The organism is Dorea sp. AF24-7LB, assembly GCF_003478575.1.
GTDB classification, from domain to species: domain Bacteria; phylum Bacillota; class Clostridia; order Lachnospirales; family Lachnospiraceae; genus Dorea_D; species Dorea_D hominis.
On record NZ_QUFR01000001.1, the window covers coordinates 447,163 to 461,531 of the forward strand.

13 protein-coding genes and 1 tRNA gene are annotated in these 14,369 nt (G+C 41.7%); 1 reads left to right on the forward strand and 13 read right to left on the reverse strand.

Annotation, left to right across the window (positions count from 1 at the left end; all coding sequences use genetic code 11):
- Positions 1-5: 5 nt before the first annotated feature.
- From DWY31_RS02215 to cls, 8 genes are all read right to left on the reverse strand, one after another.
- Entirely contained in the window at positions 6-1,454 is a 1,449-nt protein-coding gene (locus tag DWY31_RS02215; RefSeq protein WP_243060351.1) for an AI-2E family transporter, read from the reverse strand.
- Positions 1,455-1,624: 170 nt separating this feature from the next.
- On the reverse strand, positions 1,625-1,945 hold the full coding sequence (locus DWY31_RS02220; protein ID WP_021861051.1) for a DUF1540 domain-containing protein: 321 nt from the start codon (positions 1,943-1,945) through the stop codon (positions 1,625-1,627).
- Positions 1,946-2,032: 87 nt separating this feature from the next.
- Positions 2,033-3,958, reverse strand: coding sequence for a threonine--tRNA ligase (gene thrS, locus DWY31_RS02225; protein ID WP_021861052.1), 1,926 nt, complete (start codon positions 3,956-3,958; stop codon positions 2,033-2,035).
- Between the two features lie 403 nt (positions 3,959-4,361).
- The gene (locus DWY31_RS02230; protein ID WP_118519404.1) at positions 4,362-5,105 is read right to left on the reverse strand and encodes a YdcF family protein; all 744 of its coding nucleotides are present in this window, start codon (positions 5,103-5,105) and stop codon (positions 4,362-4,364) included.
- Entirely contained in the window at positions 5,090-5,596 is a 507-nt protein-coding gene (locus tag DWY31_RS02235) for an SEC-C metal-binding domain-containing protein (RefSeq protein WP_021861054.1), read from the reverse strand. Before DWY31_RS02235 ends, DWY31_RS02230 begins: the two co-directional genes overlap by 16 nt.
- A 39-nt stretch (positions 5,597-5,635) precedes the next feature.
- Positions 5,636-5,797, reverse strand: coding sequence for a hypothetical protein (locus DWY31_RS13865; protein WP_158549884.1), 162 nt, complete (start codon positions 5,795-5,797; stop codon positions 5,636-5,638).
- 176 nt (positions 5,798-5,973) lie between these two features.
- The gene (locus DWY31_RS02240; protein WP_118519405.1) at positions 5,974-7,254 is read right to left on the reverse strand and encodes an adenylosuccinate synthase; all 1,281 of its coding nucleotides are present in this window, start codon (positions 7,252-7,254) and stop codon (positions 5,974-5,976) included.
- Between the two features lie 141 nt (positions 7,255-7,395).
- Entirely contained in the window at positions 7,396-8,958 is a 1,563-nt protein-coding gene (gene cls, locus DWY31_RS02245; protein WP_118519406.1) for a cardiolipin synthase, read from the reverse strand.
- A gap of 173 nt (positions 8,959-9,131) precedes the next feature.
- On the opposite strand from cls, the gene DWY31_RS02250 reads away from it, so the two are divergent.
- A complete protein-coding gene (locus DWY31_RS02250) occupies positions 9,132-9,482 on the forward strand; it encodes a hypothetical protein (RefSeq protein WP_199671902.1) in 351 nt (116 codons plus the stop codon).
- 170 nt (positions 9,483-9,652) lie between these two features.
- Here the strand turns inward: DWY31_RS02250 and pdxR are convergent, their stop codons facing one another.
- The 5 genes from pdxR to rlmB all read right to left on the reverse strand — a co-directional run bounded on the left by pdxR (position 9,653) and on the right by rlmB (position 14,369).
- Positions 9,653-11,053: a MocR-like pyridoxine biosynthesis transcription factor PdxR gene (gene pdxR, locus DWY31_RS02255; protein WP_118519407.1), complete on the reverse strand. Its 1,401-nt coding sequence runs from the start codon at positions 11,051-11,053 to the stop codon at positions 9,653-9,655.
- Between the two features lie 5 nt (positions 11,054-11,058).
- Complete coding sequence (locus DWY31_RS02260; protein WP_118519408.1) at positions 11,059-12,726, reverse strand: glutamine--tRNA ligase/YqeY domain fusion protein; 1,668 nt, start codon at positions 12,724-12,726, stop codon at positions 11,059-11,061.
- A gap of 122 nt (positions 12,727-12,848) precedes the next feature.
- A tRNA-Thr gene (locus DWY31_RS02265) sits at positions 12,849-12,921 on the reverse strand.
- A 52-nt stretch (positions 12,922-12,973) separates the two neighbouring features.
- Positions 12,974-13,588 (reverse strand): RNA polymerase sporulation sigma factor SigH, encoded by a 615-nt coding sequence (gene sigH, locus DWY31_RS02270; RefSeq protein WP_021861061.1) that lies wholly within the window; start codon positions 13,586-13,588, stop codon positions 12,974-12,976.
- 22 nt (positions 13,589-13,610) lie between these two features.
- Positions 13,611-14,369 carry a 23S rRNA (guanosine(2251)-2'-O)-methyltransferase RlmB gene (gene rlmB / locus DWY31_RS02275; protein ID WP_117537140.1) on the reverse strand — a complete coding sequence of 253 codons (759 nt, stop codon included), beginning with the start codon at positions 14,367-14,369 and terminating at the stop codon, positions 13,611-13,613.

Sequence of the window (14,369 nt, forward strand, 5' to 3'; positions counted from 1 at the left end):
CCCCTTTATTTGTTATCTTTTTTATGATTCTCTTCCTGATCATCCGTTTTCTTTGGTTTAATTTTTGCATCAAAGGTTTCCATATGACCAAAATACTCCATATGTATTGCTGAATGTTCCGGATACTTATATTCCTGCGTTGCATGCACATGCTCCTGTGAAGAATGTACATACTGTCCTGCATTGTCTACATAACTGTACTGATCGTAAGCTTCCGTATTTTTAGGCAGCATTTTTTGTTCCAGCTTGCTGTTTACAAGCATCTGAACAATGTAATAGATCACAGCAAATGTCGGCACTCCCATAAGCATACCCGGGAATCCGAACAAACCTCCTCCGAGAAGGATCGCAACAATTACCCAGAATGCAGACAATCCTGTGGAATTTCCAAGGATCTTCGGTCCTAATATATTACCGTCAAACTGCTGCAATACCAGTATAAATATCAGGAAATACACTCCTTTTATCGGGCTGTCCAGCATGATCAGGATTGCACTCGGAACAGCTCCAATGTATGGTCCAAAGAACGGGATGACATTCGTCACACCGACGATCACACTTACTAATAACATATATGGCATATTTAAAATTGACAATCCAAAGAAACACAATACTCCAATAATTGCAGAATCAATGATCTTTCCAATAATAAATCCACCAAATATCTCATTACTTTTCGTTGTCAGATGCAGGATCAGATTAGCATGTCTTATTGGAAATACTGCATAAACAATCTTCTTGCACTGTTTTGCAAACAGTTCCTTACTGAATAAAATGTAGATGGATACAATCACTCCGATCAGGAAGTTCACAACTTCACCAAGAAAATTGAGAACTCCGACTGTCAGATTCGACATCAGTTCATTGACCTTTCCAAGGAGATCGTTGCGTAACCAGTTCTGCAGCATTGTCGTTCCCTGTTCAATTGCTGTCTTTACTATAGAACCCGTCGTGGAATCTTCCAGTTTAATATCGTTCAGCGATGATACCATATGGTTAAGCTGCTCCGGCAGCGTATAGATCATGTCACGGATACTTACATATAGTTCCGGTATCAGCAGATTACATAAAGCGCTTATCAATGCTAACAGCACGATCAGCGAGGTAAACACACCGACAGACCTGGAAATATTCTGTGCTCTTCCCGGTTTTGTAACCTTTTTCTCTAATACAGGGATCAGCCTCTTGTCTACTCTTTTGACGATTGGGTTCAGCAAATATGCGATCACGGCTCCGTAAATAATCGGTTTCAGTACGTCATATACCTTCCACAGCACGTTAAAAATATGCCGGAAACGCAACAGTGCAAAATAAAATGCAAGCGATGCCGCTATCACAAGAAAATATGTCATTCCTCTGTTAAACTGCTGTCTGATTTTCGAAGGACCATTTCCGCCAAGTCTTGGTTTTGAATTGTAATATGTTTCCCGTTCTTTCTTTTCATTTTCACTCATATAATTATTCCTCTTCTTTGCACAAATGCACATAAAATAATTATACTCTCCGATCTTTTATGCGTCAACTATAAAGGCGTAACAGTAAGCAATCAGCGGCACAAAAGAAAACTCCCGGAGAGAGATCTCCGGGAGTTTCCATTGTGCTATGAGAGGCACGCTTATTTTTCTTATCTGCAGCTGCAATCAAATGTTGCACATTCTGTCTGCCCACATGTGCAGGCGTTTCCACCTTCCACGCTGATCTTACCAGCCTGACAGGAACAGTTGTTATTATATTTACATTCTGTTGCCTGGCAGTCTACCTGGCTGACCGGCGATGCCTGTTTTCCTGTGCTGTTTGAATATCCGTCTTTACGTTCTTCAAAACTGTCGCAACAAGTGTCCTTCGGTGCAACTGCGGCGTCTCCGCCCACTGTAATCTTGTCAAGATCACAGTAATAATTCTGATTGTGCTTACATGTCTGTACGGTACACTTTAATTCCGGCATATTATACCCTCCTTTTCTATCCTGTTACCAGATCAAAGTTAGTATATCCGGAAATAAAATTTTTAACCGTTTGATATCATAAAAGCTTTAATCTTCTTTTTCGACTTCGCGGATTGTTTTTGTATCGATCTCTTCTTTCAAAGCATCCATAAATGCTGTCAGATCTTTCTGTCCTTCGTCACCTGCAAAACGACTTCTTACAGATACCACACCTGCTTCTTCCTCTTTTGCTCCCACAACAAGCATGTATGGAATCTTCTGCATCTGTGCTTCACGGATCTTGTATCCAATCTTCTCTGCTCTGGAATCAATTTCTGAGCGGATACCTGCATTGTATAATGTATCCTGTACTTTCTGTGCATAATCCATGTATTTATCGGAAATCGGAAGTACTTTAACCTGTACCGGTGCAAGCCATGTCGGGAATGCTCCTGCAAAATGCTCAATCAAGATACCAATAAATCTTTCGATAGAACCAAATGCAACTCTGTGGATCATGATCGGACGATGTTTCTCTCCGTCAGCTCCTGTATATTCTAATTCGAATCTCTGTGGAAGCTGCATATCAAGCTGGATCGTTCCGCACTGCCATGTTCTTCCGATAGAATCTGTCAAATGGAAATCAATCTTCGGTCCATAGAATGCTCCATCCCCTTCATTTACAACATAATCCAGTCCAAGATCGTCTAATGCTCCTCTTAAACCTTCCGTTGCAAGTTCCCAATCTTCATCGCTTCCCATACTGTTGTCCGGACGGGTAGATAACTCTACGTGATATTTGAATCCGAACAGGCTGTATACTTCGTCGATCAGTGCTGCAACACCTTTGATCTCATCACGGATCTGTTCCGGCATCATAAAGATGTGCGCATCATCCTGTGTAAAGCAGCGTACACGCATCAGTCCGTGAAGCTGACCGGATTTTTCATGACGGTGTACCAGTCCAAGTTCACCGACACGGAGCGGAAGATCTTTATAAGAACGAGGCTCTGCTTTATAAACAAGCATTCCACCCGGACAGTTCATTGGTTTGATTGCAAAGTCTTCATCATCGATCACGGTTGTATACATATTTTCTTTATAGTGATCCCAGTGTCCAGATGTCTCCCACAGATGTCTGCTTAAGATGATCGGTGTGGAAACTTCCTGATAACCACAGCGTTTATGCAGTTCTCTCCAGTAATCGAGCAGTGTATTCTTTAATACCATTCCCTTTGGAAGGAAGAACGGGAATCCAGGTCCTTCTTCACACATCATAAAAAGTCCGAGCTCTTTTCCGAGTTTTCTATGGTCACGTTTCTTCGCTTCTTCCATCATATGCAGGTATTCATCTAACTGTGCTTTCTTCGGATAAGCAACACCATAGATTCTTGTCAGCATCTTATTCTTCTCATCTCCACGCCAGTAAGCACCTGCAAGGCTTGTCAGCTTAAATGCTTTTACTGTCTTGGTAGACATCAGATGTGGCCCTGCACAGAGATCTGTAAATTCTCCCTGTTTGTAAAAGCTGATCTCTGCTCCTTCCGGAAGGTCTTTAATCAGTTCTACTTTATATGGTTCCTCCTTTTCTTTGAAAAATGCAATTGCCTCTTCTCTTGATTTTGTAAATCTTTCCAGAGGAAGTGCTTCTTTTACGATTTTTTTCATTTCTTTCTCGATTTTTTCAAGATCTTCTGCTGTAAATGCAGTTTCACGATCCAGATCATAGTAAAAACCGTTAGCAATAGAAGGTCCGATTGCCAGTTTTGTCTCCGGATACAGACGTTTTACAGCTTGTGCCATAATATGTGCTGCTGTATGATTAAATGCACCATTTCCGTCTTCTGAATCAAAAGTAAGAATTTCCAGTTCGCAGTCTTTGTCAAGTACAGTACGAAGATCTACAATATCTCCGTCTACTTTTGCAGATGTTGCTACTCTTGCAAGACCTTCGCTGATTGATTTTGCAACATCAAGAACGGACATTTCCTGTTCAAATTCCATAACAGATCCATCTTTTAATGTGATTTTCATAATGTTTTCTCTCCTTTTATTTTATTATTTCGCTTTTTATTCGCTGGTAAGGGGTTAAATAGAATGTTGCGAGTACATATCCTGCCGGAGGCTTTTAAAATAATAGGAAATGCGGTTTTCTATTATTAAAAAAATCCCTTACAGCAATCACTGTAAGGGACGAGTTCTCTCGCGGTTCCACCCTGTTTGAAACGATCATACTTGTATATTAAAAATATCTCTGATCGAAACCACTTCATTCATGATGATAACGGAATCACCGGGCTGTTTTACAGCCACTCCGAGGTAGTCTTCAGAAGGTTCCAAAATAAGAAGCTTGCAGCCGGTGACTTCTCTCTCTGCTATTCCTTTCCCAACTTACTCGTCTCATCTACGCATTTGGCATATGTCTTTCATACACGCTTTATATTATATCACTGTCTTTTTCTTTGTCAAGCCAGAACTTCCACATCGCCGGAACCTCACGCATCATATAATTCAAAAAGAGACTTCCTTTACATCCGGCAGAAATCGGATACACATGTGGATATCCGAGTCTATTTGCAAGAGCACATGACCTGTGTAAATGGAAATTATTTGTCACAATTCCAACCTTTACGATCTCCGGTGTAAATAATGCTTTGGAAAATCTTAAATTCTCTCTCGTCGTTGTCGATGCCGTTTCCTTTAAAATCCGTTCTTTCTCAATGCCATGCTCCCACAGATAGATCTCCATCACTTCTGCTTCTGTAATATCTTCGCCCTTTCCCTGACCTCCGGAGACGATGACTTTAGTCATCGGATGTGATTTCAGATATTGCTCCGCTTTTCTGATTCTGCGTTCCAGTGAATCACTTGGTACCCTGCCATTCACATGCGCACCCAATATGATCAGATAGTCGCATGCATCATTTTCTTTAACAAACATCGTATACAAAATCGGTATACAGGTCAGTATGATCAATACACAGATTGCCAATATTGCCAGCATCATTACATGTGGCAGACGTCCTCTCCATTCCAGATAGGAAAAAGCCAGTAACAGGATTCCTGCTACTGGCCAGACTCTTGCAAATGTTGAATTCCATCGCCCGGTTGCCAGTCGAATCACTCCATAATAGACCAGGCACAAAACTGCGAGCATTAGCAATATTATTTTCCACAACATTTCTTATACTTCTTTCCTGAACCGCACGGGCACGGATCGTTACGTCCGATCTTCTTGCCTTTGCGGATTGTTGTAGACTCTTTCTGCTCTTTGTATAACTTTTTCAGTTCAGACTCAGAAAAAATCTCTTTCCACTGTGGAAGTTCATACAGCCAGTCGGCTCTCGCTGCAACCATGTTTTTGTAAAGTTTTTCCTTGTCAAACACAAGATTCACAACGGTATCTTCGTCCATTGTATCGATTGGGTTTGGCACAACCAGACTCTCGTCAATACCATCCAGAAATCCTACCATTGTCATGACATCCTGTCCATATCTCTCAGCCAGCTCTTTTACAGTTCCTCTGACTTCTTCATCCGGATTAGAAAGAAGCTTTTCATAAATCTCCTTCTCAATCTGGAAATAGCTTCCCCAGAAGTTCTGAAGCTGTCCTCTGTCAGCAGTCTCATCATAAGCGATGTCTTTCCACTGTTCTAATAATGTACGACTCATATCTATGTTACTCCTTCTTATGTTTCTAGTTCATTTCTCTTATATATACATCTCGGCGAACGCCCATGCAACATTCACAGGAATGGTAGCTTCCATCTTGCTACTGTTCTCAGGGGCATTCTTTTTCTGTCTTTTTCTCTTGTCTAAATACTCTTCCATCGATATCACTTCCTGATATTCTGAAGTAGTTTTCTGATTCATAAGTATACCTCCTTCTCGGTCATTCTTACTCCCGCCTTACTATTATATTCACAGATTGCTCTGTATATGACGTAATTCTTAGCGGTAAAATCATCTTATCAGCAGAATGTGTACATCCTGTGGCAGATTTCTAAAGATAAAATAACACTTTTCTTAAGAGGTATTAAGAATCTTAATTATTTATTACGATAAATAATGTCTTCTCTTCCAGGTCCGTTTGATACCATTGTGATTGGATAACCAATCTGCTCTTCTACGAACTCGATATACTTACGGCAGTTTTCCGGAAGGTCTTCATATTTCTTGATTCCACGGATATCACAGTTCCATCCCGGCAGTGTCTTAAATACCGGTTTTGCTTTCTCAAGAAGATGTGTCGGCGGGAAGTCTGTTGTAACTTCACCGTCAATCTCATATCCTACGCATACCGGAATCTCTTCCAGGTATCCAAGGACATCCAATACTGTAAATGCAACATCTGTTGTTCCCTGCATACGGCATCCATATTTGGAAGCTACACAGTCAAACCATCCCATACGTCTCGGACGTCCGGTTGTTGCTCCGAACTCGCCACCGTCTCCGCCGCGGCGTCTTAACTCGTCTGCTTCTTCTCCGAAAATCTCACTTACAAATGCACCTGCTCCAACTGCACTGGAGTATGCTTTGCATACTGTCACGATCTTCTGGATCTCATACGGTGGAATACCTGCTCCGATTGCTCCGTATCCAGCCAGTGTGGAAGAAGAAGTAACCATTGGATAAATTCCGTGATCCGGATCCTTCAGAGAACCTAACTGTCCTTCTAACAGAATGCTCTTTCCTTCTTTTAATGCATTGTGCAGGAACAGGGATGTGTCACATACAAACGGCTCAACTTTTGCTTTGTACTCCATCAGCTCTTCATAGAGATCATCCGGATTGATCAGCGGTTTGTGATACAGATGCTCCAGAAGAACATTCTTCTGTTCTGCAACTCTTACTACTTTTTCTTTTAATAATTTATCATCAAATAATTCGCTTACCTGGAAACCGATTTTTGCATACTTATCTGAATAGAACGGTGCAATTCCGGACTTTGTAGATCCGAAAGACTTGCCTCCGAGTCTTTCTTCTTCATATGCATCAAAATCTTTGTGGTAAGACATTACCATCTGCGCTCTGTCAGATACAAGAATCTTCGGCATCGGAACATTTCTGTCAACGATAGACTGTACTTCCTTGAAAAGTACCGGAATATCTAATGCAACACCATTTCCGATGATACTTGTTGTATGATCATAAAATACCCCTGACGGTAATGTATGAAGGGCAAATTTTCCATAATTATTAACGATTGTATGTCCTGCATTGGCTCCACCCTGGAAACGTACGATAATGTCAGCTTCCTCAGCAAGCATATCTGTAATCTTTCCTTTACCTTCGTCTCCCCAGTTAGCACCTACGACTGCTTTAACCATATCAATTCCTCCTGTATTATTATCACATATCATTCTTCATTCGGGTGTTCTAAGACACCATTCGTTATTATACTATATTTCCGTGTTTCTGTAAAACGAATTTTGTACATTTTCACTGTTTTTCCACGTTTTTTTCTATTTTTACATAAGCGGCGCTACAAGTTTTAATACCTGTCCGACAATCTTGGTCAGCAGTGACCGATTCTTTACTTCCATCAGCGTCACTTTATGACATTTCTCCAGTGTTTCCTGAAAATCACGTTCAATTCTGTCAATTTCTGAATTATTGTAAATAAAGGCTCCGCATTCAAAATGCAGATATAGGCTCCGGTAATCCAGATTGATCGTACCTACACTTGCCGTATCATCGTCTGCCACAAATACCTTTGCATGAACAAACCCCGGCTCGTATTCATAAATCCGGACGCCGCCTTCTATCAGCTCTTTGTAATATGTCTTGGCCACAGCAAAAGCATACCACTTATCCGGAATATGTGGCATGATGATACTGACCTCCACGCCACTTTTTGCCACACGCGTCAACGTCGTGATCATCTCGTTATCCAATATCAGATACGGGGTCATAATATGTACATATTTTCTCGCATGGTTCAGAATATGGAAATAAACCTCTTCGCCTACATTTTCATCATCATACGGACTGTCTGCATAAGGAATTATATAGCCATATTCCCGGTGCAATTCCCGGCGTTTTGGTGTCAGATAGCGATGATAGTTTTCTGAATATCGCTCATCTACGTTCCACATCTCCAGAAACATCATTGTAAAGCTCTGTACCGCATCCCCCTTTAACATGATTGCTGTATCTTTCCAATGGCCGAACCGTTCTTTCCGGTTAATGTACTCATCTCCAATGTTGATTCCTCCTGTAAATGCTGTTTTTCCGTCTATAACACAGATTTTCCGGTGATCTCTGTTATTCTGTGTTGTAGACAGAAACGGCTTTACTGCATTTGCCATTTTACACTGGATTCCATAGTGTTTTAATTTCTCCGGATAATCATACGGAAGCATGGAAATCGCACACATTCCGTCATACATAAAACGAACTTCCACACCTTCTCTTACTTTCTGGATCAATATCTCCAGAATCTGATCCAACATGTATCCTTCTTCGACAATAAAATATTCCATAAAAATAAATTTTCGTGCTTTCTTAAGCTCCGCAAGCAGGCAACGGAATTTGTCTTCCCCCAAGGGGAAATAACGGACCTGCGTATTCCGGTATGTCGGAAAGTTCAGCTGGTTTGAAAGATAATGCGACAGCCTTGCATTCGCTGATCGGCTTGCCCATAGTGCATCTACTGTATCTTTATCCTGCACCATATACTGGGACATCTCTGTTTTGAGTGTACTAAGTCTGTGCTTCAGAAAGCGTGTCCCCACCTGCAACTTCACATAAATATAAAACAGCGTTCCTACAACCGGAAACGTGATAATACACAAAATCCATGTCATCTTAAATGCCGGATTGCCCTCCGAATTGATTACGTAAATGATTACTATAACTCGCATGCAAAGCATGATTCCGCTGATTGCTGTCGAATATGCCTGCAGCCGGGATGTAGTTATCGTAAAGACTCCGATCTGCATGAGAATCAGCAGGAGCATAATACCGGAACGACTGAAAACAATACGAAACAATCCTTTTTTTGCTGTTTTTTTTGGTTCATGTTTCTTCATAAACTAACTACCAATCTCCTCTTTTACTACACTTTCTCCAAAAAATATATTTTACAGTGTATCACAATTTTGTCAAGTTTTATAGTATTTTTATAAGTCTATCCCTTTCTTTTTCTTCTGAAAAGTATTACAATACATCTATTAGAACAACACGACGAAAGGAGTATTTACTTATGAATAAATTATGGAAACGTTTATTCGGACTCGCTGCGATCGGCAGTGCTGCCGCAGGTATTTTCTATTACTTTAAGAAGACAAAAGCTGACGACGAGGACGATTTTGACGATGATCTCGACGATATCTTTGAAAATGAAAGCTTTGATCTGGACAATGATCTGAAGCCGGTCTCTGACAGAGGTTATGTACCACTTACACCAAAGACTGACAGCGAAGAAAATGCTGACTCTGATGAGGATAACGCCTCTGATAACAGTACTGAAGCTGATATAACAGAAAACGCTGACACTTCCAGCAAAGGAACTGAAACAGAAAATACTGATCCGGATAAGGAAGAACAGGAATAAATTTTCAAATCAGCATTCATTTAATAATAAACACAGATTTTGTTAAATGAGCAAAAGGGCATTACACAAATTCTAAATTTGTATAACGCCCTTTATTTTATGCCTGTGCTCTATATGCTCACATCTTGTTCATTTCTGCCATGGCAGTAACCGACAGCCGCTAATGCTTTTTATAACTCTGTCCAGCACTGGTTCAGAAGGTTTACTGCTTCTTTGATATCTTCTTCAGACATATTCGCATATCCAAGAAGAATTGTCGCCGGCTCTTCTGTAGTTTCGATACGGTACTGGGACATTCCATACACACGGACGCCGGCTTCCTTTGCCTTCCGGATCAGAAATTCTTCTGATGTACCATCCTTGAAATTAAGTAGCAGATGCACACCTGCATGTTCCCCGGAGATCCTGCATCTGCCTAGCAGTGGCTTTAATGCCTCAATCAGCACGTCATGCCGGTTCTTATATAACGCTCGCGTCTTGTTCAGATGGCGCTCATAATATCCTTCTTCAATGAATTTCTGCACGATCAGTTGATCCACCTTCGATACGGTAGAATTAATGAACCGGTAATTTTCCCTGTATTTTTTTAGAAGCGGTACCGGCAGAACCATATAGCTCAGTCGAATTGCCGGTGCGATCGACTTTGAAAATGTTCCCAGATAAATAACTTTCTCATCGGAATCATATCCCTGTAATGCCGGAATCGGTTTCCCTTTATACCGGAACTCACTGTCATAATCATCTTCAATAATGAAACGTCCTTCTTTTTCATTTGCCCATCGCAATAATTCCAGACGGCGTTTCAACGGCATGACAATCCCTGTCGGATACTGATGAGACGGCGTTACATAAGCAATATCAGCATTTTCCATTTTCAAAGCATCCACACGCAGACCATTTTTATCTACCGGAGCAGGCACTGTCTCGTATCCCAGACCGGAAAGTACGTGGTATGCCTGTTTATAAGTCGGATCTTCAAAAGCAATCCGGTGATTCTTTCCTAAAATGATACTTAACAACATCAGAATATAATCACTTCCGGCTCCGATCAGAATCTGCTCCGGCGTACAATGCACTCCCCGCGCCTGATATAGGTAATTACAGATTGCATTGCGGAATCCATATTCTCCCTGCGAATCCCCGCTTCGGAATAATTCTGTCCGATCATCAATCAATATATCTTTGGAAAGCTTTCTCCAGACATTATACGGAAAACTCTTAAGATCTACACCATTTGGTGTAAAATCAAACCGATATTTTTCTTGTTTTTCTTGTTTTTCTTCCACAACTGCAGGCTTTGCTGCCGACAACTGATACAATTCTTCAATCTGTGCTACAAAATAACCGCGGCACGGTTCTGATTCCAGATAACCTTCGGACAATAACTGTTCATAGGCTAGTTCAATCGTGCTGCGGCTGACTTCCAGATGTCTGGACAGCGCTCTCGTAGAAGGAAGCTTCTCCCCATAGGAGAGCTTCCCTCTGCGGATCTCTGTTTTAATATGTTCGTAGATCTGCTCATAAAGCGGAACCTTACTGTGTGTTTTTAGATCAATTGTTAATTCATTCATATCCTTTATTTTGGAAGTTTAAACGAACTCTTCAGTGAAACAATCCGGTTAAATACGAGCTGCTCCGGTGTAGAATCTTTGGAATCTACGCAGAAGTAACCATTTCTTACAAACTGAAAACTGTCAGACGGACCTGCCTCAGCGAAGCTGTCCTCTACATAACATCCCTTGCGGATCTCCAGTGAGTTCGGATTTAAATTAAGAGAACCATCTTCTTTGTTATATACACCCTTCTCTTCATCGATCAGATTCTCATAGAGACGGATCTCTGCCTGTTTCGCAAGAGGTGCATATACCCAGTGGATCGTTCCTTTCACTTTTCTTCCTGTAAATCCGGTTCCACACTTCGTCTCCGGATCATAAGTTGCATGTACAACTGTTACATTGCCATCCTCATCCGTCTCATAACTTGTACAAGTCACAAAATATGCATGCATCAGGCGTACTTCATTGCCAGGGAACAAACGGAAATATTTCTTCGGAGGCTCGATCATAAAATCGTTACGCTCAATATATAATTCTCTTCCGAATGGAACTTTACGCATGCCAAGCTCCGGATTCTCCAGATTATTCTCAACATCCAGATATTCTATTTCTCCTTCCGGATAGTTGTCGATTACTAATTTGATCGGATCTAACACTGCCATCATACGTGGTTTCTTCATCTTCAGATCTTCACGGATGCAGTACTCAAGCATTGCATAATCTACAGAGCTCTGGGATTTGGAAACGCCACATAATTCTACAAACTTACGGATAGATTCCGGGGTAAATCCACGTCTGCGCAGAGCTGCAATAGAAACAAGTCTCGGATCATCCCATCCATCCACGATTCCATCCATAACAAGCTTCTTAATATAACGTTTTCCCGTTACAACATTTGTCAGGTATAATTTGGAAAATTCGATCTGTCTCGGTGCCGGATCAAATTCACATTCCTTTACAACCCAGTCATATAACGGTCTGTGATCTTCAAACTCCAGTGTGCAGATAGAGTGTGTGATCTTCTCAATCGCATCTTCGATCGGGTGTGCAAAATCATACATCGGATAAATGCACCACTTATCTCCTGTATTGTGGTGTGTCATATGTGCCACACGGTAAATAACCGGATCACGCATGTTGATATTCGGTGATGTCATATCGATCTTCGCACGGAGAACACGTTTTCCGTCTTCAATCTTACCTGCACGCATCTCTTCAAATAACTGTAAGTTCTCTTCTACGGAGCGATCTCTGTACGGGCTATTCTTTCCCGGTTCTGTCAGCGTTCCACGGTATTCACGGATCTCTTCCGCACTCAGGTCACAGACATATGCTTTGCCTTTTTTAATCAGCTTGATCGCGCATTCATACATTGTATCAAAATAATCGGATGCGAAATAGAGATGGTCTCCCCAGTCAGCACCTAACCACTTTACATCTTCTTTGATGGACTCTACAAATTCCATGTCCTCTTTCATCGGGTTCGTATCGTCAAAACGAAGGTGGAATGTTCCTCCATACTCCTTTGCCAGACCGGAATTTAAAATGATGGATTTAGCGTGTCCGATGTGAAGGTATCCGTTCGGTTCCGGTGGAAAACGGGTACATACTTCCTGGTAAACGCCCTCTTTCAGATCTTTATCTATCTCTTGTTCTATAAAATTCTTAGAAACTGTCTCTTCTCCCATGTTCTTCCTCCTAGTGATTATTCTGCCCCTTATCTTACCATAAAACATATGGACGAACAAGGTTTAAAACAAAAGAAAACCTCTGAAAGCCATGACTTCCAGAGGTCTTTATCTTTTGTACAAGCTGCCTAGCGGAATCGAACCGCCGACCTCCGCCTTACCAAGGCGACGCTCTACCGACTGAGCCAAGGCAGCACGCATATGTGCTATGCAACGTTAATACTATACAACACATACGCTATTTTTGTCAATATGATTTTTCGTCACTCTTTAAGATTTTTTCGGTCTTATTTTTGATGCGCTGCAGTGCATTATCAATCGTTTTCGGGCTCTTATCCAGAAGCTTTGCAATCGTCTTATAGTCTGTTCCCCGAAGGTGCAGATACAATACTCTGCTTTCCAGATCACTGAGTGCTTCTTCCAGACGGCTCTCAATAAGAGTCGCATATTCCTGGCTGATAAGCAGCTCTTCCGGATTGTTCTGACCTTCCGCTTCTACTGTTTCGATCAACGGATTCTGGTCATCCGCACCGGTCTCATACAGAGAAATGTAAGAATTTAATGGGCTGTGTTTTTTTCTTCTGGATGCCGTTATTGCTGAATACAACTGTCTTGTAATACATAATTTTGCGAAACTGTAAAAGGATGAATTCTGATCCGGTGCATAGTCACGAACAGCCTTAAACAGACCGATCATCCCTTCCTGAATCAGGTCATCTGTCTCACCGCCGAGAAGATACATTGCATTGGCTTCTTTGCGGACAAGATTTTTGTATTTTTCCATAAGAAAATCAATGATCTCTTTCTCACCGCCGCGCAGCTTCTCAATCAGCAGTTCATCTGTCATCTTCTCATATTTCATGTGCTTCCATTCCTTTTGATTCTTATGACATTCTCTGTCTTACGATCTCATAAGCAAGGACACCGGCTGCCACAGACGCGTTCAGTGAATCGATATCACCGTGCATCGGAATGCTTGCTACATAATCGCAGGTTTCTTTTACGAGGCGGCTGACTCCCTCGCCTTCGTTTCCGATCACCAATCCGATCGGTCCTTTCAGATTAAGATCATACATCTTCTCGCCGCCCATATCGGCACAGACAAACCAAAGACCTTCTTTTTTCAGTTCTTCCATTGTCTTTACCAGATTTGTAACTTTTGCTACCGGTGTATAGTTCAGTGCACCGGCAGATGTTTTTGCCACGGTTGCTGTCAATCCGACTGCTCTTCTCTTCGGGATGATCACTCCGTGTGCACCGGCAAGATTTGCCGTACGGATGATCGCGCCAAGATTGTGCGGATCTTCAATTCCATCCAGAAGAACAAGGAAAGGATCTTCTCCACGCTCTTTTGCAAGCGCTAACATATCCTCTACTTCTGCGTATTCATACGATGCAGTATAAGCAATCACACCCTGATGTCTTCCCGTCTCAGAAAGCTGATGCAGACGCTCTTTTTCTACAAACTGAATGATCGTGTCGTGTTTCCTTGCTTCTCTTATGATCGTGCGCACTGGTCCGTCCTGGCAGCCGTCCAGAACAAATAATTTGTCAACCGGTTTTCCAGAACGAAATGCTTCCAGAACCGCATTTCTTCCCTCGATTTTATTTTCGTTTGTTTTCTTATTATAATCTTCGCTCAT